Source organism: Hansschlegelia beijingensis, assembly GCF_014196425.1.
Lineage (GTDB): Bacteria > Pseudomonadota > Alphaproteobacteria > Rhizobiales > Methylopilaceae > Methylopila > Methylopila beijingensis.
Window position 1 is genome coordinate 18496 of record NZ_JACIDR010000001.1, and the last position, 24017, is coordinate 42512.

The 24017-nt window shown below is 67.6% G+C and carries 19 protein-coding genes and 1 tRNA gene; 13 read left to right on the forward strand and 7 right to left on the reverse strand.

The features are described 5' to 3' along the window. Window positions 1-11 precede the first annotated feature (11 nt). The 9 genes from GGR24_RS00065 (at window position 12) to GGR24_RS00105 (ending at window position 12740) form a co-directional block, all read left to right on the forward strand. On the forward strand, window positions 12-2750 hold the full coding sequence (locus tag GGR24_RS00065) for a nitrate/nitrite transporter (RefSeq protein ID WP_183394404.1): 2739 nt from the start codon (window positions 12-14) through the stop codon (window positions 2748-2750). Then, entirely contained in the window at window positions 2747-6514 is a 3768-nt protein-coding gene (locus tag GGR24_RS00070) for a nitrate reductase subunit alpha (RefSeq protein ID WP_183393269.1), read from the forward strand. The genes GGR24_RS00065 and GGR24_RS00070 overlap by 4 nt, the downstream gene beginning before the upstream one ends. Beyond that, the gene (gene narH / locus GGR24_RS00075; RefSeq protein ID WP_183393270.1) at window positions 6511-8037 is read left to right on the forward strand and encodes a nitrate reductase subunit beta; all 1527 of its coding nucleotides are present in this window, start codon (window positions 6511-6513) and stop codon (window positions 8035-8037) included. Before GGR24_RS00070 ends, narH begins: the two co-directional genes overlap by 4 nt. After that, the gene (narJ, locus tag GGR24_RS00080; RefSeq protein WP_183393271.1) at window positions 8034-8732 is read left to right on the forward strand and encodes a nitrate reductase molybdenum cofactor assembly chaperone; all 699 of its coding nucleotides are present in this window, start codon (window positions 8034-8036) and stop codon (window positions 8730-8732) included. The genes narH and narJ overlap by 4 nt, the downstream gene beginning before the upstream one ends. A gap of 1 nt (window position 8733) precedes the next feature. Further along, entirely contained in the window at window positions 8734-9507 is a 774-nt protein-coding gene (gene narI / locus GGR24_RS00085) for a respiratory nitrate reductase subunit gamma (RefSeq protein ID WP_183393272.1), read from the forward strand. Further along, window positions 9504-10454 (forward strand): peptidylprolyl isomerase, encoded by a 951-nt coding sequence (locus GGR24_RS00090; RefSeq protein ID WP_183393273.1) that lies wholly within the window; start codon window positions 9504-9506, stop codon window positions 10452-10454. Before narI ends, GGR24_RS00090 begins: the two co-directional genes overlap by 4 nt. A 12-nt stretch (window positions 10455-10466) precedes the next feature. Further along, entirely contained in the window at window positions 10467-10670 is a 204-nt protein-coding gene (locus tag GGR24_RS00095; RefSeq protein ID WP_183393274.1) for a hypothetical protein, read from the forward strand. 509 nt (window positions 10671-11179) lie between these two features. Further along, a complete protein-coding gene (fixJ, locus tag GGR24_RS00100) occupies window positions 11180-11791 on the forward strand; it encodes a response regulator FixJ (RefSeq protein WP_183393275.1) in 612 nt (203 codons plus the stop codon). A 193-nt stretch (window positions 11792-11984) separates the two neighbouring features. Further along, the gene (locus GGR24_RS00105) at window positions 11985-12740 is read left to right on the forward strand and encodes a Crp/Fnr family transcriptional regulator (RefSeq protein ID WP_183393276.1); all 756 of its coding nucleotides are present in this window, start codon (window positions 11985-11987) and stop codon (window positions 12738-12740) included. Window positions 12741-12818: 78 nt separating this feature from the next. Here the strand turns inward: GGR24_RS00105 and GGR24_RS00110 are convergent, their stop codons facing one another. The 7 genes from GGR24_RS00110 to GGR24_RS00140 form a co-directional block, all read right to left on the reverse strand. Then, window positions 12819-13661 (reverse strand): metal ABC transporter permease, encoded by an 843-nt coding sequence (locus tag GGR24_RS00110; RefSeq protein ID WP_183393277.1) that lies wholly within the window; start codon window positions 13659-13661, stop codon window positions 12819-12821. After that, window positions 13658-14518: a metal ABC transporter permease gene (locus tag GGR24_RS00115; protein ID WP_343066152.1), complete on the reverse strand. Its 861-nt coding sequence runs from the start codon at window positions 14516-14518 to the stop codon at window positions 13658-13660. The genes GGR24_RS00110 and GGR24_RS00115 overlap by 4 nt, the downstream gene beginning before the upstream one ends. Then, the gene (locus GGR24_RS00120) at window positions 14515-15405 is read right to left on the reverse strand and encodes a manganese/iron ABC transporter ATP-binding protein (protein WP_343066153.1); all 891 of its coding nucleotides are present in this window, start codon (window positions 15403-15405) and stop codon (window positions 14515-14517) included. The genes GGR24_RS00115 and GGR24_RS00120 overlap by 4 nt, the downstream gene beginning before the upstream one ends. Next, window positions 15402-16337 (reverse strand): metal ABC transporter substrate-binding protein, encoded by a 936-nt coding sequence (locus tag GGR24_RS00125; protein WP_428978215.1) that lies wholly within the window; start codon window positions 16335-16337, stop codon window positions 15402-15404. Before GGR24_RS00125 ends, GGR24_RS00120 begins: the two co-directional genes overlap by 4 nt. Before the next feature lie 476 nt (window positions 16338-16813). Beyond that, window positions 16814-17596: a L,D-transpeptidase family protein gene (locus GGR24_RS00130; protein WP_246397882.1), complete on the reverse strand. Its 783-nt coding sequence runs from the start codon at window positions 17594-17596 to the stop codon at window positions 16814-16816. 556 nt (window positions 17597-18152) lie between these two features. Next, a tRNA-Ala gene (locus GGR24_RS00135) sits at window positions 18153-18228 on the reverse strand. A 151-nt stretch (window positions 18229-18379) separates the two neighbouring features. Further along, on the reverse strand, window positions 18380-18805 hold the full coding sequence (locus GGR24_RS00140; RefSeq protein ID WP_183393278.1) for a TIGR02300 family protein: 426 nt from the start codon (window positions 18803-18805) through the stop codon (window positions 18380-18382). A 129-nt stretch (window positions 18806-18934) separates the two neighbouring features. Here GGR24_RS00140 and aroA point away from each other — a divergent pair, with 129 nt between their 5' ends. From aroA to sppA, 4 genes are all read left to right on the forward strand, one after another. Next, entirely contained in the window at window positions 18935-20290 is a 1356-nt protein-coding gene (aroA, locus tag GGR24_RS00145) for a 3-phosphoshikimate 1-carboxyvinyltransferase (RefSeq protein ID WP_183393279.1), read from the forward strand. Continuing rightward, a complete protein-coding gene (gene cmk / locus GGR24_RS00150; RefSeq protein WP_183393280.1) occupies window positions 20287-20952 on the forward strand; it encodes a (d)CMP kinase in 666 nt (221 codons plus the stop codon). Before aroA ends, cmk begins: the two co-directional genes overlap by 4 nt. A 240-nt stretch (window positions 20953-21192) precedes the next feature. Then, a complete protein-coding gene (gene rpsA, locus GGR24_RS00155) occupies window positions 21193-22911 on the forward strand; it encodes a 30S ribosomal protein S1 (RefSeq protein ID WP_183393281.1) in 1719 nt (572 codons plus the stop codon). Window positions 22912-23045: 134 nt separating this feature from the next. Then, window positions 23046-23999: a signal peptide peptidase SppA gene (gene sppA, locus GGR24_RS00160; protein WP_183393282.1), complete on the forward strand. Its 954-nt coding sequence runs from the start codon at window positions 23046-23048 to the stop codon at window positions 23997-23999. Window positions 24000-24017 lie beyond the last annotated feature (18 nt).

Below are 24017 nucleotides of genomic sequence, written 5' to 3' on the forward strand. Positions count from 1 at the left end.
TCGTGGCGGTGTTGGACTCCTCACCAAACGGGTCGGCGGAAGCCGCCAATCGCGCCCTCTGGGCGAGCACGATCGCATTCACGGCGAGCTTCGCCGTCTGGACGATCTTCGCCATCATCGGCATCGGGATCCGGGACGAGCTTGACCTCTCGGAGACGCAGTTCGGCCTCCTGGTGGGAACGCCGATCCTCTCCGGATCGCTTTCGCGGCTCTTCCTGGGCATGTGGTCGGACCGCTACGGCGGCCGCAAGATCTTCGCCGCGCTGATGTTCATCTCCGCGGCCGCGACCTTCGCCCTGATCTGGGCGGACAACTACCCCAAGATGCTGCTCGCGGGCCTCGTCGTGGGGCTCGCCGGCGGCACCTTCTCGGTCGGCATTCCCTACGTTTCGCGGTTCTTCTCCCCTGAAAAACAGGGCACCGCGCTTGGCATCTTCGGAGCCGGCAACGTCGGAGCGGCGGTCACCAAGTTCCTCGCCCCGTTCGTGATGGTCGCGATGGGCTGGCGCGGCGTCGCGGAGGTCTGGGCGGTTGGCCTCGCGCTTACCGCGGTCGTCTTCCTGCTCGTCACCAAGGACGAGCCGGCCGACACGGCCCGGGCGCCCGAGGCGTTCCTCGACCAGTTCAAGGTGCTCGTCCACGCGCAGGTCTGGCGTTTCTCGCTCTACTACTTCTTCGTGTTCGGCGGGTTCGTCGCGCTGGCCCTGTGGCTGCCGCACTACCTGGTCTCGACCTACGGCCTGTCGCTGTCCTCCGCCGGCATGCTGGCCGCCTTCTACTCGGTGCCGGCCAGCCTGTTCCGCGTCTATGGCGGCGTGCTGTCCGACCGATACGGCGCCCGCGCGGTGCTGTACTGGACCTTCGCGGTCGGCGTCGTGTCGACCTTCATGCTGTCCTATCCGCCGACGACCTACATCATCGAGGGGATCAGGGAGCCGATCCGCTTCTCTACGAGCATGGGGCTCGCCCCGTTCCTGATCATCATGTTCGTCCTTGGCTTCTTCATGAGCCTCGGCAAGGCCGCCGTGTACAAGCACGTGCCGGTCTACTACCCGCACGAGGTCGGCGCCGTCGGCGGACTGGTCGGGATGATCGGCGGGCTCGGCGGCTTCCTCCTGCCGGTCGCCTTCGGCGTGCTGGAGGACCTGACGGGCGTCCGGACAGCCTGCTTCGCGCTGCTGTTCCTGATCGCGATCGCGTCGCTGATCTGGATGCATGTGTCGGTCCTGAGCCTGAACCGCGAGAAGGCTCAGCCTGCAGCGCCGGCGAGCGCGCCGGCGCTCCCGCTCGCTGAGCCAGCGCTCCCGCTCGGTGAGCCGGGAGCGGCGACGGACGAACGGCGCGCGCCCGAGCAGGCGGCGCAGAAGGCGCAGGAGGCGCGCGATCCGCACCTGCTGACCGACTGGCGCCCGGAGGACCCACAATTCTGGGAGAGCACCGGTCGAGCCATCGCCCGGCGCAATCTCTGGATCTCGACCTATTGTCTCGCGCTGGCGTTCGCCGTCTGGCAGATCTGGAGCATCGTCGTGGCGTGGTTGCCGGCGGCAGGCTTCCAGTTCACCTCGAACCAGCTCTTCTGGCTCGCCGCGGCGCCTGGAATCTCGGGCGCCACGCTGCGCATCTTCTACTCCTTCCTGGTGCCCGTGTTCGGCGGGCGGTTGTGGACGGCTCTCTCGACCGGGCTGCTTCTCATTCCCGCCTTCGGCCTCGGCTATGCCATCCAGAACCCCGAGACGCCCTATCTGATCTTCCTCGCGCTCGCGCTCCTCTGCGGCTTCGGCGGCGGCAACTTCGCCTCGTCCGTCTCGAACATCTCCTTCTTCTTCCCCAGGAAGGAGAAGGGCCGCGCCCTCGCGATCAATTCCGGGATCGGCAATCTGGGCGTCAGCGTCATGCAGATGGTCGTGCCCATCGTCATCTCGATGGGCATCTTCGGCTATCTCTCCGGATCGCCGCAGACGACGCCCGACGGCGCGACGGTCTGGCTGCAGAACGCCGGCTTCTTCTGGGTGCCGCTGATCGTGGTCGGCGTCCTCGCGGCCTGGTTCGGCATGGACGACATCGCCTCCGCCAAGGCCTCGTTCACCGAGCAGATGGTCATCTTCCGACACCTGCACACCTGGGTGATGTGCTGGCTCTACACGGGGACGTTCGGGACCTTCATCGGAATGTCCGCGGGCTTCCCGCTGCTGACACGGCTCGTCTTTCCGCAGGTCGACGCGCTGAATTACGCCTTCGTCGGACCTTTGGTGGGCGCCCTCTCGCGCGCCTTTTCGGGAGGCCTGTCCGACCGGCTCGGCGGCGAGCGCGTGTCGTTCTGGGTCTTCGTTTCGATGATCGTCTTCACGTTCCTGCTCATCTGGGGCCTCAAGATCGAGAGCTTCACGATCTTCTTCTCCATGACCCTGCTGCTCTTCTTCGCGAGCGGCGTCGGCAACGCCTCGACCTTCCAGATGGTGCCCGGGATCATGGCGCGGGTCGTCGAAACCCAGGCGCCGCACGCGACCGCCGAGGAGCGCCGTCACAGGGCGGAGTTCGAGAGCGCGGCGATCACCGGCTTCATCTCCGCCATCGCGGCCTATGGCGGCTTCTACATTCCCAAAGCTCTTGGGACCTCGATCGCCGTCTCCGGGAACGCCGACGCGGCGCTCTACGGTTTCGCCGTCTTCTTCATCACCTGCGCCCTGGCGACCTGGTTCTTCTACACCGGACCGCGCGGGCTGTTCAGGACGACGGAGCCACGCGCATGAGTCACTTTCTTGATCGGCTGACCTTCTTCCGGCAGCACCGCGAGACCTTCTCGGACGGGTGGGGCGTCGCGACGGACGAGCCGCGCGCCTGGGAGAACGCCTACCGGAAGCGCTGGGCGTCGGACAAGATCGTCCGCTCCACCCACGGCGTGAACTGCACCGGCTCCTGCTCGTGGAAGATCTACGTCAAGGGCGGCATCGTCACCTGGGAGACCCAGCAGACCGACTACCCCCGCACGCGCCCTGATCTGCCCAATCACGAGCCGCGCGGCTGCCCCCGCGGCGCGAGCTACAGCTGGTACCTCTATTCGGGAACGCGCATCAAATATCCGCTCGTGCGCGCGCGGATGCTGAGGGCATGGCGCCGGGCGCGCGCGACCCTCGCTCCGGTCGAGGCGTGGCGCGAGATCGTCACGGACGCGGACACGCGCGCGGACTGGGTGACGCGCCGCGGCCGTGGCGGCTTCGTGCGCGCAAGCTGGGACGAGGTCTCCGAGATCATCGCCGCGGCGAACATCTACACGATCAAGGAATACGGTCCGGACCGGATCACCGGCTTCTCGCCCATTCCGGCCATGTCGATGGTCTCCTATGCGGCGGGCACGCGCTACCTGTCCCTAATCGGCGGCAGTTGTCTCAGCTTCTACGACTGGTATTGCGACCTGCCGCCGGCCTCCCCGCAGACCTGGGGCGAACAGACGGACGTTCCGGAGAGCGCCGACTGGTACAATGCGGGCTTCCTGCTCGTCTGGGGCTCGAATATCCCGCAGACCCGGTCGCCGGACGCGCACTTCTACACGGAGGCCCGCTACAAGGGCGCCAAGAGCGTCGTCATCTCGCCGGATTACAGCGAGGCCTGCAAGTTCGCCGATATGTGGCTGCACCCCAAGCAGGGCACGGACGCCGCGCTGGCGCTCGCCCTCGGCCATATCGTGCTCAAGGAATTCTACATCGACCGGCAGGTCCCGTACTTCCAGGACTATGCGCGCCGCTACAGCGACATGCCCTTCCTGGTGAAGCTGGTCGAACGCGCCGGCCAGCTGGTCCCGGAACGCTTCCTCCGCGCCGCCGACTTCCCCGACGCGCTCGGGGAGGAGGCGAACCCCGACTGGAAGACCGTCGCCATGGACGAGGACGGGCGCATCGTCTGTCCGCGCGGGTCGGCCGGGTTCCGCTGGGGCGATCCGGGCAAATGGAACCTCGAGGAGAAGGACGGCGCCGGCGCGCCGGCGTCCTTGCGGCTCTCGATGGTCGGCGTCGACGACGAGCTCGCCCCCGTGAGCTTCCCCTATTTCGGCGGCAACGCGCCGGGCGCCTTCGTTTCGACCGGTCATTCGGAGGTGCTGAACCGCGTCACGCCGGTGCGCCTCCTCGAGCTCAAGGACGGCGAGGCGCTCGTCGCCACCGTGTTCGACCTGCTCTGCGCGAATTACGGCGTGGACCGCGGCTTCGGCGGGGGCGACGTCGCCCCGACCTACGATGATGACGTGCCGTTCAGCCCGGCCTGGGCCGAGCGCATCTGCGGCGTGCCGCGGCAGGCGATCCTCCAGACGGCGCGCGAATTCGCCGAGACCGCGGAGAAGACCAACGGGCGCGCGATGGCGATCGTCGGCGCGGGGATCAACCACTGGTACCACATGGACATGAGCTATCGCGGCATCATCGCGTTGCTCGTCATGTGCGGCTGCGTGGGCCAGTCCGGCGGCGGCTGGGCGCATTATGTCGGCCAGGAGAAGCTGCGCCCGGTGACAGGCTGGCTGCCTCTCGCGTTCGCGCTCGACTGGACGCGCCCGCCAAGACAGGTGAACGGCACGTCGTTCTTCTACACGCACACGGACCAGTGGCGCTACGAGACGCTCAAGGTCTCGGACATCCTTTCCCCGACGGCTCCGGCCGGGGACTGGTCTGGCTCCATGCTCGACTACAACCTCCGCGCGGTGCGCATGGGTTGGCTGCCCTCCTCGCCGCAGCTCAACACCAATCCTCTTGCGCTGGCGCGTGATCTGGAGGCGCGCGGCCAGGATCCCGCCAAGGCCCTGCCCGGCATGCTGAAGTCCGGCGAAGTCGCCTTCGCCATGGCCGACCCGGACGCGCCCCAGAACTGGCCGCGGAACATGTTCTTCTGGCGCTCCAACGTGCTCGGAGCCAGCGGCAAGGGTCACGAATACTTCCTGAAGCATCTGATCGGCTCCCTCCACGGCGTCGTCGGCAGAGAGGAGGGGGGGCGGCCCGATGAGGTCGTCTGGCGCGAGGAGGCTCCGAAGGGCAAGCTCGACCTGATGGTCACCATCGACTTTCGCATGTCGACGACCAGCATCTACTCCGACATCGTTCTTCCGACCGCGACCTGGTACGAGAAGCACGACCTCAATACTTCAGACATGCATCCCTTCATCCACCCGCTGTCGGCGGCGATCGATCCGGTGTGGGAGTCGCGGACGGACTGGGACATCTTCCGAACCATCGCGCAGACCTTCTCGCGGCTGGCCGAGGGGCAACTCGGGGTCGAGAAGGACATCGTCCTGACCCCGATCCAGCACGACAGCCCGGACGAGCTCGCCCAGCCCTATGCCCCGCTCGACTGGGGCCGCGACGACATCGATCCGGAGCCGGGGCGGACCATGGCCACCGTCTCCATCGTCGAGCGTGACTATCCCGCCACCTATGCGCGCTTCACGTCGCTGGGCCCGAAGCTCGAGGCGCTGGGGAACGGCGGCAAGGGCCTGAACTGGCCGACCAAGGAGGAAGTGGCGGCGGTCGGCGCGCTGAACGGCCGCGTCGAGACGGGGCCGACCGCCGGGAGGCCGAACGTCCTCACCGACATCGACGCCTGCGAGACGATCCTGATGCTGGCGCCGGAAACCAACGGTCAGGTCGCGATCAAGGCGTGGGAAGCTCTCGGGAAGGCGACCGGGCGCGATCACACGCATCTTGCGGCCGGCAAGGAGGAGGAGAAGATCAGGTTCCGGGACGTCGTGGCCCAACCCCGCAAGATCATCTCCTCTCCGATCTGGTCCGGCCTCGAGAGCGAGAAGGTTTGCTACAACGCCGGCTACACCAACGTCCATGAACTCATCCCCTGGCGCACGCTGACCGGCCGGCAGCAGCTCTTCCTCGACCATGAGTGGATCCTGGCGTTCGGCGAGGGCTTCGTGACCTGGCGGCCTCCGATCGACACCAGGACGGTCGCGCAGGTCGTCGGGAAACTGCCGAACGGCAATCCCGAGATCCAGCTCAACATCCTCACGCCGCACCAGAAATGGGGCATCCACTCGACCTATTCCGAGAGCCTTCTGCTTCTCAGCCTCAATCGCGGCGGGCCCGCGATCTGGATCAGCGAAGTGGACGCCCGGAAAGCCGGAATAGAGGACAACGACTGGATCGAGGCGTTCAACGTGAACGGGGCGGTGACGGCGCGGGCGATCGTTTCGCAGCGCGTGATGGAAGGCACGGCGATCATGTATCACGCGCAGGAAAAGCTCGTGAATACTGTCGGGTCCGAGATTACCAGCCAGCGCGGCGGCGTGCACAACTCGATCACCCGCATCAACATGAAGCCCACTCACATGATCGGCGGGTACGTCCAGTTCGCCTACGGCTTCAACTATTACGGGACGGTCGGAGCGAACCGCGATGAGTTCGTCATCGTTCGCAAGATGAACAACGTAAACTGGTTCGATAAGGCCGTAGACGACGCGTTCAACCTGGACGCCACCGCCGATTGGGGCGGACACAGCGCCGCGTCAAAGGAAAAAGTGACATGAGAGTCCGCGCGCAGATCGGGATGGTGCTGAATCTCGACAAATGCATCGGGTGCCATACCTGCTCGATAACTTGCAAGAACGTCTGGACCAACCGCGAAGGCGTCGAATACGCCTGGTTCAACAATGTCGAGTCGAAGCCCGGAATCGGCTATCCGAAGGATTGGGAGAACCAGAGCCGGTGGAAGGGCGGTTGGGTCCGCAAGGCGAACGGCCGCATCGAGCCTAAGATCGGCGCCAAGTGGCGGGTTTTGGCCAAGATTTTCGCCAATCCGGATCTGCCCGAGATCGACGACTTCTACGAGCCCTACACTTTCGAATACGCCTGGCTGCAGAAGGCGCCCGAGCTTCAGGCGCAGCCGTCCGCCAAGCCGCGCTCGCTCATCACCGGCGAGGTGATGAACAAGATCGAATGGTCGGGCAACTGGGAGGACGATCTCGGAGGAGAGTTCGAGCGGCGCTCGCAGGATCATAATTTCGAGGGCATCGAGAAGGAAATCTACGGGCAGTTCGAGAAGACGTTCCTGATGTATCTGCCGAGGCTTTGCGAGCATTGCCTCAATCCGTCCTGCGTCGCGTCCTGCCCGTCCGGAGCCATCTACAAGCGCGAAGAGGATGGCATCGTCCTGATCGACCAGGAGAAGTGCCGAGGCTGGCGCATGTGCGTCTCGGGCTGCCCCTACAAGAAGATCTACTACAACTGGTCCTCGGGAAAATCCGAGAAGTGCATCTTCTGCTTCCCGCGCATCGAGGCCGGCCAGCCGACCGTGTGCTCGGAAACCTGCGTCGGACGCATCCGCTATCTCGGCGTCATGCTCTACGACGCGGATCGGATCGAGGAGGCGGCGTCGGTCGAGAACCCGCAGTCGCTCTATGAGTCGCAGCTCTCGATCTTCCTCAATCCCCGAGATCCCGAGGTCCGCAAGCAGGCGCTGGCCGACGGGGTGCCGGAAGAATGGCTCGACGCCGCCATCCTCTCGCCCGTCTACAAGATGGCGATGGAGTGGAAGGTCGCCTTCCCGCTCCATCCCGAATTCCGCACCCTGCCGATGGTCTGGTACGTGCCGCCGCTTTCGCCGATCCAGTCCGCGGCCGAGGCCGGAAAGATCTCGGCCAAGAACGGCATGCCGGACATCGAGAGCCTGCGCATCCCGATGCGCTATCTCGCGAACATGCTCACCGCGGGCGAGGAGGCGCCGATCATCTCCGCGCTCAAGCGGATGCTGGCGATGCGCGCCTTCATGCGGGCCAAGACGGTCGACGGCCGCCTCGACGAGGGCATCGCGCAGGAGGTCGGGCTCACCGCCCTCCAGGTCGAGGAGATGTACCGCTACATGGCGCTCGCGGCCTATGAGGATCGCTACGTCATCCCGACCAGCCATCGCGAGGTGGACGAAAACGCCTACCACCTGCGCGGCTCGGGCGGCTTCGCCTTCGACGAGCCGACCAACGGGGCGACCAAGACGAACCTGTTCGGCGGCGCCAAGCGCACGCCGCGCAAGCCCTACATGGACGTGCCGCTATGAAGTACACGCTGCGCGGCCTTTCGGCTCTGATCGCCTATCCGAGCGAGGAGCTTCAAACGCATATCGGCGGCGTCCGCGCCGCCTTGCATCAGGAGGCGGAGCTTTCCCCCGAGGCGCTGGCGCGCCTCGAGCCGGTCTTCGACGCCTTCGGGCGAGACGATCTGTTCGACCTGCAGTCCCATTACTGCGAGCTGTTCGACAGTTCGCGCGCGCTCTCTCTCCATCTCTTCGAGCATGTCCACGGCGACGGCCGCCAGCGCGGCCAGGCCATGATCGATCTCGGGCAGGCCTATCTCGCCCGCGGCTTCATGATGCGGGAGACGGAGCTTCCCGATTACCTGCCGATGTTCCTGGAGTTCCTTTCGGTTCTGCCGAAGGAGGAAGCGGAGGAATGGCTCGGCCAGCCGGCCCATGTGCTGGCGGCGCTGGAGCAACGCCTCGCCGAGCGGGAAAGCTACTACGCCGGCGTGCTGCACAGCCTTGTGCGGCTCGCTGAGCGGCGCCCTGCGCCGGAGGCCGCCCCCGACCTTCCCGATTATCGGGACCCGGCGACGCCCGAGGAAGTCGACCGCGCGTGGGAGGATGCTCCCATCAACTTCAACGCCCCTCTTGGGGAGTCGGCCGAGCCGTCCCGGCTGATTACGCGCCTGCGCGCCGCGCAACGCGACGCGAACGTGCAAGCAAAAGGAGGCTGAGATGTGGGAGACAGTGAACTACCTCCTCTTCGGCTGGTACCCTTATCTGGCCGTCACCGTCCTGGTGTTCGGAAGCATCCTGCGCTTCGATCGGGCGCAGTATTCCTGGCGCTCGGAATCCTCGCAGTTCCTCCGGCGCAAGCAGATGCTGGTCGGATCGAACCTGTTCCACCTGGGCATCCTGGTGATCCTGGTCGGACACTTCGTCGGCCTGCTCACCCCGATCGCGGTCTTCGAGCAGTTCGGCATAAGCCACACGGCGAAGCAGGTGATGGCCATCGCGGTGGGCGGAATCGCCGGCATCGCGGCCCTCATCGGTTGCTCGCTGCTGCTTCACCGCCGGCTGTTCGACGCCCGCATCCGGCGCAGCTCCTCGATCGGCGACATCCTCGTGCTCACCCTGATCTGGGTACAGCTGATCGTCGGAATCGGCAGCTTCTACTGGACGTTCCAGGCGCTCGACGGGCACGAGATGGTGCGCTTCATGGGGTGGGCGCAAGGCCTCCTGACCTTCAAGCCGGACGCGTCGAACCTGCTGATGGAGACCGCGCTCGTCTACCGTCTGCACATCGTCATCGGCCTGACGATCTTCCTGATCACCCCGTTCACCCGGCTCGTGCACGTCTTCAGCGCACCGATCTGGTACCTGTTCCGACCAGGCTATCAGGTGGTGCGGTCGCGCCGCGGGCCCTCGCAACCAGTCCAGGATCCATTCGGCGGCGCGGTCAGCGGCGCCGTCTCGATCGGTCGGGCTCAGGCGGAGAGCGCACAATGAGCGCCACCGTGGTCATCGACCGCCGTTCCGAGCCGGTCATGCCGAGCAGCTGCGGCAGCGGCTGCGGCTGCGCCTCCGCGTCTAAGCCGGCCGTTCAGCCGCCCCCCGAAGGCAAGGTCTCCGTCAACGGCGTGGAGATCGAGGCCGAGGCGATCGCCCGCGAGATCCAGAACCATCCGGCCGGCGACGGCGCGGCCGCCTGGAGGTCAGCCGCTCAGGCGCTCGTCCTGCGGGAGCTGATGCTTCAGGCCGCCCGCGCGGCGGGACTGGACCCCAGACCGGAAAAGGATCACGCCGGACGCCTCGAAACGGAGGAGGAGGCGCTGATCCGCGCGATCCTCGATCTCGCTCCCGAACCGCAGAAGGCCGGCGACGCGGAGTGCCGGCGGTACTACGACGCGAACCCTCACCGGTTCCGTATGCCGAGCCTCATCGAGGCGTCGCACATCCTGCTGGAGCCGGGCTCCGGCGATCCGGACGGTTGGGAGAAGGCGGAGCGGGAGGCCCGGGCGCTCGCGGCCGAACTCGGCGACGACGCCGCAGACTTCGCCGCCGCCGCACGCGCCTTTTCGGCCTGTCCGACGTCCCGGCAGGACGGCTCGCTCGGCCAGGTGCGCCCGGGCGAGCTGGTCGCCGAAATCCAGAGCGTTCTGGAGCAGTTGCCGGAGCAGACGACCTCGCGGGCGCCCGTGCGGTCGCGCTTCGGCTGGCATGTCCTGCGGCACCACCGAAGCATCCCGGGCAAGACGCTGCCCTACGAGATGGCGGCGGGAAAGATCGCCGAGATGCTGGACGCGCGGGCCTGGATGATGAGCGTCGCGGCCTACGTCCTGCAGTTGGCGAGGGAAGCGGACATAGAGGGCGTCGTTCTCGATCCGGACAGCATGGCGGTCGCCTCGCCGCCGCCCCCGCGCGCAACGGGCGGACCCATGTCAGCCTCGCTATAGAAGGCGTGATTCATGAGCGATCAACGGCCCTCGGACACTCAGCAACTCAACCCGTCGCTGCGAAGCGCCGATGACGGCAGCCACGACACGAGCCGCACGGCCGCGCCGATGGAGAGCATCTCCATCCGCAAGCCGCACGGCGGCGGCTGGGCCTGGGTCGCGCTCGCCGTGTTCATCCTTTGCGTCGTCGTTTCGGCGATCCTCATCTTCGGATGAGGCGCCTTCGATAGTCGCGACAGCGGCCCGCGGCGAAACGCGGCCGGAGGGCTGCAGACGGAAGCTCCATCGACCGTGGCAGCGGACGCCAATGACAGGCGTCCCTCCACGGAACGCCGAGTCTCGAGCCGACACGCGTCCCAGGAAATTTGGGCCGGGCCTCAGACCTGCACGATTGACGTGTGGTGGGCATGGTTCCAAATCCAGAAGGTGGTAATGTGGTCCGGGGTGGTCGAAGCCATGCGGAACGACCCTCGGCGGAAAGCGGTCTCCGCGTTCGAGGCCGACGGCCAGGGCTCATCGTCGAGGAGACGGGAGCTCGTGCGACGGAGCGGCGCGCCTGATCCTCGGCTTTCTCTCGATCGTCACAGTCGCGAGTTGCGGCGGGTTTACTGTGGGGCGCACAGAAGCCGCCGGCCTCGGGGGGACGCGGCGGGGCCGAGCGCCCGCAGCCGCGCGCCGCTCGACCCACGCGGCCCAAGGGGCCGCGAGGGCAGGGACGCAACCCCATGACGAGCCCTGTCGTGCATATCGTCGACGATGATCTGGACCTCCGGCGCTCGCTCGCCTTCCTGGTCGCCTCCGACGGCTTCGCGGTGCGGCTCTACGAGGGTGCGGAAAGCTTCCTCAATGAGTTCGACGACGCCCAGGACGGGTGTGTTCTGGTCGACGTCCTGATGCCCGGGATCAACGGGCTGGAGCTCATCACGATCCTGCGCCGGCTCGGCTCCACGATCCCGGTCATCGTCATGACGGGGCATGCCGACGTGGACCTGGCGGTCGAGGCGATGAAGCGAGGGGCCGTCGATTTCATCGCGAAGCCATTTGATCTCGCCACGCTGCTTGGCGCGATCCGGGACGCCCTGCAGCGCTCGAACAGGCATGTCGAAACCGACGCGAGCGTTCAGGCCGTCCGTGAGCGCCTGGCCAGCCTGTCCAAACGGGAGAGGGAGGTGCTCGATAGGCTGCTCGCGGGCAAGGCGAACAAGATGATCGCCTTCGACCTGGAGATCAGTCCGCGCACCGTCGAGATCTACCGCGCCAACGTCATGTCGAAAATGGGCGCGAAGAGTCTGTCGGCCCTTATCCGCCTTGCGATGTCGGCGACCCAGGAGCCTTGACTCCATCTCCGGGGAGGTGGCGTCAAGAAGTCACCGCGCATTAGACGGAACGCTCGGAATTCCGAGATCCCGACGCAGACGCCGAAACCCCGATAGGGGCGCGTTAAGGGTATCTACCTAGGTACTTCATCTGGATTTCGTCCGTTCCCAGCCTCTTTAGGGTCGATCCTCCGGCTAGGCAGAGGAGGGGTCCATGGTCCAGGTTCGGGTCGCGGCGTATCCCGTCAACGGAATCGACGAATTTCTGGCGGGCACGCGCTCTGACCCAGCCTCGCATTGCGTGAACTGTTCGGCCCGCCACCTCAGCGTTTGCAGCGCTCTCAAGCCCGAAGACCTGCTCTATACTCATCAGCTCTCGGAGACGGTCCGCATTCCGGCCGGCGAAACTGTCTTCATCGCCGGCGAGCCCGCTCGCTCTGTCTACACGATCAAGTCGGGCACGTTGCGGCTCTACCGGATACTCCCGGATGGCCGCCGGCAGATCGTCGGGTTCATCGGGGCGGGCGACTTCCTCGGCCTGGCGCTGGCTGGCCGCTACTCCTATTCGGCCGACGCCGTGGATGAAGTGTGCGCATGCCGCATCGACCGCGGACTCTACATGTCGTTCATGTCGAAGCGGCCGCATCTTCTGCGACGCCTGCACGAGGTGGCGAACCAGGAGCTGATCCTGGCCCACGACCACATGGTGCTGCTCGGGCGCCGGTCCGCGGAGGAGAAGGTGGCGGCTTTCCTCCTCTCCCTGCGGGAGCGGATGCGCCGCCTCGGCACGAGCATGGTCACTCTGGCTCTGCCGATGAGCCGGGCGGACCTCGCGGACTATCTGGGTCTCACCATCGAGACGGTCTGCCGCGTGGTGTCGAAACTCGCCCGTCAGAAAATCCTGCTCGTCGTCCCGCACGGCGTGCGTCTGCTCGATCCGCGGCGGCTCGAGGAGATCGGCGCAAGCTGACCCTGGCGAGGCGGGACGGCCGTTCGAACGCCGCGGCTCCCCGCGCCCGCAGGCCTCAACCTGAAGCCCGAAGGGCGCTCAGCCGTGCGCTGTCTCGACCGCGCGAGCTCTCCAGCTGGCGCGCAGGAAGGCGGCCATGAAGGCCAGCGACAGCGTAAGCACGATGGTCGAGGCGGGCGCGCTGTCGATGAAGAAGGACGCGTAGACGCCGACGAAGCTGCCGGCGGCGGCGACCAGAACGGCCACTGCGAGCATCGCGCTGAAGCGGCGGGTCAACAGAAAGGCGATCGCGCCCGGCGCGATCAGCATGGCGATCGCGAGGATCAGGCCGACCGCCTTGAGCGCGCCGACGACCGTGAGCGAGATCAGCGCGAGCAGCCCGTAATGCAGCAGGCCGACCCGCAGCCCGACGGCCTTGGCCTGCGTCGGGTCGAAGGCGTGGAGGAGGAAGTCCTTCCACTTCAGGCCGATGACCGCGACCGTCACGGCCGCCACGGCCGCCGCCTCCGCGACGTCGCGCCAGGCGACGCCGAGCATGTCGCCGAACAGGATGTGGTCGAGATGCACGTCCGGCCTGATCTTGACGTAGAGCACGAGGCCGAAGCCGAACATGCCGGAGAACACGACGCCCATCACCGTGTCCTGCTTGATGCGGCTGTTGTCCTTGAGGAAACCGGTCGCGGCCGCGCACAGCATGCCGGCCGCGAAGGCGCCCACCGCGTAGGGCGCGCCGACCGCATAGGCGATGACGACGCCGGGGAAGATCGCGTGGCTGATCGCGTCGCCCATCAGCGACCAGCCCTTGATGACGAGGAAGCAGGACAGGAGCGCCATCGGGACCGCGATCAGCGTCGCGATGACGAGCGCCGTCACCATGAAGTCGAACTGGAACGGCGAGGCGAGGGTCTCGAGAAGGCTCATCGCGCGGCCTCCGGCGTCCGGGCGGCGCGGCGGCGGGCCGCGATCATTCCGTGCTTCGGCGCGAACAGGAAAGCGGCGAGGAAGATCGCCGTCTGCAGCGTGACGATGACGCCGCCGGTCGCGCCGTCGAGGAAGTAGCTCACATAGGCGCCGACGAAGCTGGTCGCGGCGCCGATCGCGACGGCGATCACGAGCAGGCGCGGGAAGCGGTCGGTCAGCAGGTAGGCCGTCGCGCCGGGCGTCACCACCATGCAGATGACCAGGAAGGCGCCGACCGTCTGCAGCGCCGCGACCGTCGAGGCCGAGAGCAGCGTGAAAAACAGAACCTTGAGCCAGGTCGGGTTGAGGCCGATCGTGCGCGCGTGGCTCTCGTCGAAGAACACCACCATCAGATCCTTCCACTTGGCGAGAAGGATCGCGAGCGAGACGAAGCCGATGACGGCGAGCTGCAGCGTGTCCTCGGGCGTGATCGCGAGGATGTTGCCGAGCACGATGGTCTGGATGTTGACGGACATCGGCGACAGCGACGCCATGAACAGGCCGAGGCCGAAGAAGGACGAGAAGATCAGCCCGATGATGGCGTCCTCCTTGAGCCGCGTCCGCTGGTTCAGGAACAGCATCGCAGCCGCCGCGAGCCCGCCGGAGAAGAAGGCGCCGATCGAGAACGGCAGGCCGAGCAGGTAGGCGCCGGCGACGCCGGGCACGATGGAGTGCGAAAGCGCGTCGCCGATCAGGGACCAGCCCTTGAGCATCAGGTAGCAGGAGAGGAAGCCGCAGACGCCGCCGACCAGCGCCGACACCCACATGGCGTTGACCATGTAGCCATAGGCGAAGGGTTCGAGCAGCGCGGCGGTCACGCGCGGTCGCTCCCGGCGGCGTCGGGGGCGCGCAGCGTCGCGCGGCCCTCATGGAGGATGAGCGGCCGCTCGTCGTCGGTGAACACGCCGAACGGCGCCGCCTGGCCGCCCTTGGCCTGGTTCAGCACGAAGTGCCGCAGAACGCCCCCGAACGTCGCCTCGAGATTGGCCTGGGTGAAGGTCTCTTCCGTCGGGCCATAGGCCAGCACCGTGCCCTTGATCAGGATGGTGCGGTCGCAAAACTCCGGCACCGAGCCAAGGTTGTGGGTCGAGACCAGCATCACCCGGCCCTCGTCGCGAAGCTCGCGCAGCAGCGCGATGATCTGGTCTTCGGTCGTGACGTCGACGCCGGTGAAGGGCTCGTCGAGCAGGATGACGCGCGCGTCCTGCGCCAGAGCGCGGGCGAGGAAAACGCGCTTCTTCTGGCCGCCCGAAAGCTCGCCGATCTGGCGCTTGCGGAAGTCGCTCATGTTGACGCGGTCGAGCGCGGAGGCGACCGCCTCGCGATCGGCGGCGCGGGGAATGCGGAGCATGCCCATGCCGCCATATCGGCCCATCATGACCACGTCCTCGACCAGGACGGGGAAGTTCCAGTCCACCTCCTCGGCCTGGGGGACATAGGCCACGAGATTCTTTCGCAGGGCCTCAGGGACCGACATGCCGAGCACGCGGATCTCGCCCTTGGCGAGCCGCAGGAAGCCCATGACGGCCTTGAACAGCGTCGACTTGCCCGAACCGTTCACCCCGACCAGCGCCGCGATCGTTCCGGTCGGGATCTCGAAGCTCGCGTCGCGCAGCGCTGTGTGCCCGTTGCGGTAGGTCACCGTCGCGCCGCGGACCGCGACGCCCGAACCGTCGTGGGTCGAGACGGGCACAGGCGCGCTCACTGAGTCAGGCCGCTGGCGAGGCCCTTCTGGATGGTCTCCGAGGTCACGCGCAGCAGGTCGATATAGGTCGGCACCGGTCCGCCGGCGTCGCTCAGCGAGTCGACATAGAGCACGCCGCCATAGGCGGCCCCGGTCTCGCGGGCGACCTGCCGGGCCGGCTTGTCCGAAACCGTGCTCTCGCTGAACACCGCCGGGATCCTGTTCGCCTTCACAACGTCGATGACCTTGCGGACCTGCCGCGGCGTGCCCTGCTCGTCGGCGTTGATCGGCCAGAGATAGAGCTCCTTCATCCCGAAATCACGCGCCAGATACGAGAAGGCGCCCTCGCTCGAGACCAGCCAGCGCCTGTCTTCCGGGATCTCGGCCAGCTTCTCCTGGATCGGCCCGACCGCGGCCTGGATCTTCGCCTTGTAGGCCTCGGCGTTGGCCTTGTAGGTCTCGGCGTTCGCCGGGTCGTTCGCCACGAAGGCGTCGCGGATGTTGTCGACGTAGGTGAGCGCGCTCCTGGGCGACATCCAGGCGTGCGGGTTCGGCTTGCCCCGATAGGGCCCCTCCGCGATGCCGATCGGCTCGACGCCGGTGGAGACCACCGCCTGCGGCACGTCCTTGAGGTTCTGGAAGAATTTCTCGAACCAGAGCTCGAGGTTCAGCCCGTTCCACAGAATCAGCTTGGCGCCCTGCGCCCGGCGGATGTCGCCCGGCGTCGGCGCGTAATTGTGAATCTCCGCGCCCGGCTTCGTGATCGACTCCACCACCGCGGCGTCGCCGGCCACGTTTCTCGCCATGTCGGCGATGACCGTGAAAGTGGTGACCGCCTTGAACTTCTCGGCCGCGGACACGGGAAGCGTGAGCGCCATTGCGGCCGCGAGTCCGGCCAACGCTGCGACCCCGATGCGCCCCGCGCGCATCGTCGTGAGAATTCTGGCGGTCATGTCCTCGGCCCGTGCTGCGAATTTTCGGAACGGATCGGCTCGGGTCATCTCGTCTGCTCCACGGGACTTCTGCGGCCGCTCGGTCGCCAAGCCCGTAGTTGAGAATGACCCGCAATTGCATCGTTCCCGATCATGCGGGCTCTGTCAACGGTCTTGCAACTCATTCGCAAAAGCAGCGCCGACGGGAGTCGCGCGCGCCGAGACAACCGGCGGCCAGCGAGATCACGCGGCGGCGACCGGACGGGGCCATAGGAGAGTTTCGGGAGGGACGGGGACGGACGCGGCAGCGTCGGGCGTCTGGCGCTCCGGCGGCGTCGCGCCCTCACGCGCTGCCGTCGCCGCCGGCGTCACGAGCGGGCGGAGCCCAGCGAGTCGCGAAGGCGGGCTCATGCGCCGCCCACTGCGCCGGAGCCTCGCGAGGCGCGGGGAGCTGTCGTGGGGGGCGAGTCCACGCGGGCTATTGGCCCCGCCTGACCCTAGAGGGCGGCGTAGCTCGCCGCCGCCTCGCAGATCTCGGCGTCGCTCGCCTGCCGCCAGTGCGGGTCCGTCGTGAACTTGTAGCTGCCCGGACAAGCGGCGACGCGCGGCGGAACGCCCGTCTGTGCGAAGGCGTCATAGCCGACCTTCAGCATCTCCCAGAACGGCATGTTCGGGTTGTCGGCGTGGCGCATCATGTTCTCTTCCGTCATCCGGAAGGGGAAAGCCTGGATCGGGATCGAGCGTTGCCCCGACAGCAGCGCCTCACGAACCAGGCCGTAGATCTCCTCCATCCGCCGATGGGTCATGGCGTAGCAGCCGACCGATTTGCAGCCGCCATGCACCATCAGATGGCTGCCGGTGCGGCCGAGCGAGCGGTCATAGGCGTTGGGGAAGCCGATGTTGAAGGCGAGATGGTTGCGCGAGAACGGGTTCAGGCTGCCGCGATCGATCTCGTAGAAGCCTTCCGGCGCCTGACGATCGCCCTCTCGCTCCTTTGGCCCGAGCGTGCCTGAGAACTGGCAGATCGGGTAGCTGCGGAGCAGGCCGTAACGGCCGTCGCGCTCCTGCTTCCAGACCTCGAGCACCGCCTCTTCCTTGAAGATGCGGATGAGAATCGGCGCCGAGCGCGGCATGTCGAGGCGGCTCATCAGGCTCACCGTCGCGATCGAGACCGATCCCGTCTTGATCCTGGCCTGCCGGCCGGACGAGCACGCCCCGAGCGCGGCCGCCATGAGGATGACCAGCGCGACCGCGAACGGGCGCGCGCGCAACGACGACATACTCAAATCGTCGACTCCGAACTATGCGAACCGCAATACTGGCGCGGTCCGAGCGGCCGCCGGCGCGGCCGGACCCTCCGCATTCACTTCGCCGAAAAAGGCGCGGGATCAGCGTCGGCCTTCGGCCCCTAACGGCATGTTAATGCGACCGGCCGCGCTGCCGCCGGATCGTGAGGCGGCCGAAGGGCGCGGCGTCGCCCCCGCAGAACGATTCGCCGCGAGGCCCGTCGAGAATCGCGAGCCGCGGCCGGCCGAATCAGACAGGCCGGCGCGCTCCTGCGCACAGCCCGAATCCAACTCTGATGGCCGTGGTCGCTCACCGTCGCCGCGGAGGCGCTGGCTGCAGCCGCGGATCATCGCGTTCGCGCGGCCGCAGCCTGAGGGGCTCCGCCACGCGATCGATTCGCTCTGCGCAGGCGTGGTCGGTCGGCGCTGTCGCGCGCCAGATGGCCATCTGGCCCAGAGATGCGGAACGGGGAGAGAAGGGAGGCCTGGGTCCCGGACGCCGCGCGGCGATGATCATCGCGCCGCCAACCCAAGGTCCTCAGAAAGTGTTTGGTGGAGCCAGGCGGAATCGAACCGCCGACCTCTTGAATGCCATTCAAGCGCTCTCCCAACTGAGCTATGGCCCCACCGGGGTGCGGTCCGAAGGCGGGCGTTGGGATCGCCCTCGGGCCGGACGTCTCACGCCTCTTGCGAGACGTGTCGCCGGATCTCTCCGGCCAGTTCTCCGCGTCGGCTAGGCCGGCGCGGCGCATCTTCCATCACGTTTCGGCTCGCCGTTCAAGCCTCGTCGTCTTTTTCTCGGTCGCCGATGATATCGGTCATGTCGTCGTCGCTGTCCTCGTCCGGCTCGAGGAAGGTCTCGTCCGGCTCGTCGTCGTCGTCGACCGTCTCGATCTCGACCTCGTCGTCATCCTCCGAGGTGGACACCTTATCGCTCGCGGAGGCCTCCTCGTCGGCGTCCTCGAGCGAGATCGCCTCCACGTCCTCCTCGACGTCGAGCTTCTCGACGTCGTCGTCGTCCACCACCGCGGCCTTGCGGGCCTCGGCCTTGGCCGCCCGGGCCACCGCGGCGCTCGACATGATCGCCGTGGCGACGAAGGTCGCGCCGCATTTGGGGCAGACCGGAGGGTCGCGCCTCAGGTCGTAATATTTGGCGCCGCAGGACTGGCAGGTCCGTTTCACGCCGAGTTCAGGCTTGGCCAAAGCGTCATTCCGGGCTGTCGAAGCGAGGCGGTGGATTGACGTGACGGGACCGGGCTGTCAAGAGCCAATCCGCAGCAAATCCGCCCGCGAGCGCCTCGCCGCGCCGCCAGACGAAGCGCATCCAGTCCCGTGTCCTCAGCCTCCGCCGCCGTCCCCGCGCACGCCAGCCGTTCGCCCTCCCTCAAGGGGCGGGTGCGTGTCCCGGGCGACAAGTCGATCTCGCACCGGGCCCTGATCCTCGGGTTGCTCGCGGTCGGCGAGACGCGAATCGAGGGTCTTCTCGAGGGCGACGACGTGCTCGCGACCGCCCGCGCCTGCGAGGCGCTGGGCGCCGGCGTCGTGCGCCTCGGGGAGGGCAGCTGGCGGGTCCGGGGCGTCGGCGTCGGGGGGCTCGCGTCGCCTGCGGCCCCGCTCGATTTCGGCAACGCCGGCACCGGTTCGCGCCTGATGATGGGCGTGGTGGCGGGCCACCCGATCGAGGCGACCTTCGACGGAGACGCCTCGCTGCGGTCCCGGCCGATGCGGCGCATCCTCGATCCGCTCGAACGGATGGGCGCGACCGTCGTCTCCTGCGCCGAGGGCGGCAGACTGCCGCTCACCTTGCGCGGCGCCGAACGCGCGCTCCCCGTCGAATATGAGAGCCCGGTGCCGTCCGCGCAGGTGAAATCCGCGGTGCTGCTGGCCGGGCTCAACGCGCCGGGCCAGACCGTGGTGCTCGAGCGCGAGGCGACCCGCGACCATACCGAGCGCATGCTGCGCGCCTTCGGCGCCGAGGTCTCGGTCGAGCCCTGGGGCGCGCATGGCCGACGCGTCGCGCTGAGCGGCGAGCCGGAGCTCTCGGCCGTCGACGTGATCGTCCCCGCAGACCCCTCTTCGGCGGCCTTCCCGCTCGTCGCCGCCCTGGTCGCGCCGGGCTCGGAGGTGACGCTCGAGGGCGTGATGACCAATCCGCTGCGCTCGGGCCTGCTGACGACGCTGCTCGAGATGGGCGCCGACATCCGGCTCGAGAACGCCCGCGAGGAGGGCGGCGAGGAGGTCGCCGATCTCCTCGTCCGCGGCGGTCGCCTCTCGGGCGTGGACGTTCCCCCCGAGCGGGCCCCCTCGATGATCGACGAATATCCGATCCTTGCCGTCGCGGCGGCCTACGCCACCGGCGAGACCCGGATGCGCGGCCTGCACGAATTGCGGGTGAAGGAGAGCGACCGGCTGGCGGCGGTTCACGCCGGCCTCATCGCCTGCGGGGTGGAGGCGCGGATCGAGGGCGACGACCTCGTGGTCGTGGGCCACGGCCGCGTGCCCGGCGGCGGGCCGGCGATCGCCACCCATCTCGACCACCGCATCGCGATGAGCTTCCTCGTCATGGGGCTCGGCGCCGAACGCCCTGTCGCGGTCGACGACGCGGCGATGATCGCCACCAGCTTCCCGGCCTTCGGGCCGCTGATGCGCGAGCTCGGCGCGGAGATTCATCTGGAGGCCGGCGCATGATCATCGCCATCGACGGTCCCGCGGCGTCCGGCAAGGGCACGCTCGCCCGCCGGCTGGCGGAACGCTATCGGCTGAAGCACCTCGATTCCGGCGTGCTGTATCGCGCCGTCGCGCAGCGGATGATCGACCTCGGCCTCGACCTCGCCGATCCGGCGGCCGCCGCGAAGGCCGCCCGCGAGATCGATCCGGCGCGCTTCGACGATCCCGCGCTTCGCAGCCGGCGCACGGGGGAGGGCGCGTCGATCGTGTCCGCGGTCCCGGAGGTGAGGGCCGCGCTGCTCGACTTCCAGCGCCGCTTCGCGGCCGAGCCGCCCGGCGCGGTGATCGACGGCCGCGACATCGGCACCGTCATCTGTCCGGACGCAGACGTGAAGCTGTTCGTGATCGCGTCCCCCGAGGAGCGCGCCCGGCGCCGCGCGCTCGAGCTCACGAGGGCCGGCGAGCCGGTCGACGAGGCCGCGATCCTGCTCGACATCCGGGCGCGCGACGAGCGCGACATGAACCGCGCCACGGCGCCGTTGAAGCCGGCCGAGGACGCGATCCGCATCGACACCACCACGCTCGACGCCGACGCCGCCTTCGACGCCGCTGTGTCGATCATCGAGCGACGGATGGCCGAGCGGCCGGCCGGGGCCGACGCGGCGTTGCGCGCCAACGCCTGATCTGCTAACGACGCGCGCATCCGGACAGCCTTCTGACCGGGACCGACGAACGGTCGCGCCTCGTGCGCCCTTTTCGCGTTTCCCGTACGCTATGGCCCCGGTGGATTCTTCGCGGTTGCTGCGTCGCCGAGCGCCGGCCCGCCCCCGAACCGGGGCGGCCATCTGGCGTGGCGATCGCGCCGGAATCCCGTTCCACGCAAACGCCGGCGCCGATAAGCCCGAAGACGGGCAGGAGATTGAATGAACGCCACCGCCGCTGCAGCCGCCCCGTCGCGCGATGATTTCGCCGCGATGCTGGAGGAGTCCTTCGACAAGCACGACGTAGCCGAAGGCACGGTCGTCAAGGGCACCGTCACTGCGATCGAGAAGGACATGGCCGTCATCGACGTCGGCCTGAAGACCGAGGGCCGCGTGGCGGTCAAGGAGTTCTCCGGCCACGGCCGCGAGAACCCGCTCAAGGTCGGCGACGTCGTCGAGGTCTATCTGGAGCGCGTCGAGAACGCGCTCGGGGAAGCCGTGCTGTCGCGCGACAAGGCGCGCCGCGAGGAGAGCTGGGTCAAGCTCGAGGTCGCCTTCAACGAGAACCAGAAGGTCGAAGGCGTCATCTTCAACCAGGTCAAGGGCGGCTTCACGGTCGACCTCGAGGGCGCGACCGCCTTCCTGCCGCGCTCGCAGGTCGACATCCGCCCGGTGCGCGACGTCGGCCCGCTCATGGGCACGCCGCAGCCCTTCCAGATCCTCAAGATGGATCGTCGCCGCGGCAACATCGTCGTGTCGCGCCGCACCGTTCTTGAAGAGTCCCGCGCCGAGATGCGCCAGGAGCTGGTCCAGAACCTCGAAGAGGGCCAGGTCATCGAGGGCGTCGTCAAGAACATCACCGACTACGGCGCGTTCGTGGACCTCGGCGGCATCGACGGCCTGCTGCATGTCACCGACATCGCGTGGCGCCGCGTCAATCACCCGACCGAGCTGCTCCAGATCGGGCAGCAGGTGAAGGTGAAGATCATCAAGATCAACCACGAGACGCACCGCATCTCGCTGGGCATGAAGCAGCTGCTCGACGATCCGTGGCAGGGCATCGAGGCCAAGTACCCGGCCGGCGCCCGCTTCACGGGCCGCGTCACGAACATCACCGACTATGGCGCGTTCGTGGAGCTCGAGCCGGGCATCGAAGGTCTGATCCACGTCTCCGAGATGTCGTGGACCAAGAAGAACGTCCATCCGGGCAAGATCGTCGCCACCTCCCAGGAGGTCGAGGTGATGGTGCTCGAGGTCGATCCGGTGAAGCGCCGCATCTCGCTTGGTCTCAAGCAGACCATGCAGAACCCCTGGGAGGCGTTCCTCGAGAACCACCCGGTCGGCTCCGAGGTCGAGGGCGAGGTCAAGAACAAGACCGAGTTCGGCCTGTTCCTGGGCCTCGACGGCGACGTCGACGGCATGGTCCACCTGTCGGATCTCGACTGGAACCGTGCGGGCGAGCTCGTCATCGAGGAGTTCAAGAAGGGCGACATCGTCCGCGCCCAGGTTCTCGACGTCGACGTCGAGAAGGAGCGCATCTCGCTCGGCGTGAAGCAGCTCGGCGGCGATCCGTTCGTCGACACCACCGGCGAAATGCGCAAGGGCTCGGTCGTCACCTGCGAAGTGCTTGAGGTCAAGGAAGGCGGTCTTGAGGTCAAGATCGTCGACACCGAGCTCACCGCCTTCATCCGCCGCGCCGATCTCGCCCGCGACCGCGCCGATCAGCGGCCCGAGCGGTTCTCGGTCGGCCAGAAGTTCGACGCCCGCATCACCCAGTTCGACAAGAAGGCCCACAAGGTCGCCCTGTCGATCAAGGCGCTGGAGATCGCCGAGGAGAAGGAAGCCGTCGCGCAGTACGGTTCGTCCGACTCCGGCGCTTCGCTCGGCGACATCCTGGGCGCGGCCCTGCGCAAGCGCACCGAGGGCGGCTCGGAGGAGTGATCCTCCGCCCGCCGGCGAACGCCTGCTGACTTCGAAGGCCCGCGCGGAGGTTCCGCGCGGGCCTTTCTCATGTTAGGCCATCGGCTCACGATCGGCGTCGCATCGGGCGGCGCGCCATTTCAGAGCCTCATCCCATGGCACTCGACACCGACGCGATTCTGGAGCGCCGGGCGTTGCGGCGGCGGCTCGCCTTCTGGCGGGTGGGCGCGGTGGCGCTGGTGGGCGCGCTCGTCATCGTCGCGGCTCTCGCGATGCGCGACCGGTCCGGGCCGGACGGCCCCCGCGGCGCGCACATCGCCAAGGTCAACATTTCGGGCGTCATCCTCGACGACGAGAAGCGCCAGAAGCTGCTCAAGGACGTCGCCAAGAGCCACGCCAAGGGCGTGCTGCTGATGATCGACAGCCCCGGCGGCGGCGTCACCGCCTCCGAAGAGATCTATGACGCGGTGCGCAACATCGCCAAGGACCGGCCGGTCGTCGCGGTCGTCGGCTCGCTCGCCGCGTCCGGCGGCTACATCGCGGCGATCGCCGCCGACCACATCGTGGCGCACAAGACCTCGATCACCGGCTCGATCGGCGTGCTCGCGCAATATCCGAACTTCACCGGCCTGCTGAAGAACGTCGGGGTCGAGGTCGAGGCCATCAAGTCGTCGCCGCTCAAGGCTTCGCCGAACGGGTTCGAGCCCACGAGCCCCGAGGCCCGCAAGGCGATCGAGTCGCTGATCCTCGACAGCTTCGCCTGGTTCAAGGGCATCGTGCAGGAGCGGCGGGGCCTCGATCCGGCGGCGCTCGCGAACGTCTCCGACGGGCGCGTCTTCACGGGCCGGCAGGCGCTCGGGCTGAAGCTCGTCGACGAGATCGGCGGCGAGCAGGAGGCGATCGCCTGGCTCGGCTCGAAGGGCGTCAACACCTCGCTCCCGGTGCGGGAGTGGAAGCCGAAATCGAGCGGCTTCGAGATGTTCGGCGTCAGCGGCGCGGCGGCGGCGCTCGCGGACGCCTTCGGGCTGACTTCGCTCGCCAACGCGCTGCGCCGCAGCGGCGAAGGGGTCGTTCTTGACGGTCTACTCGCGATCTGGCAGCCTTCTTAACAATTATTAAATCTGTCG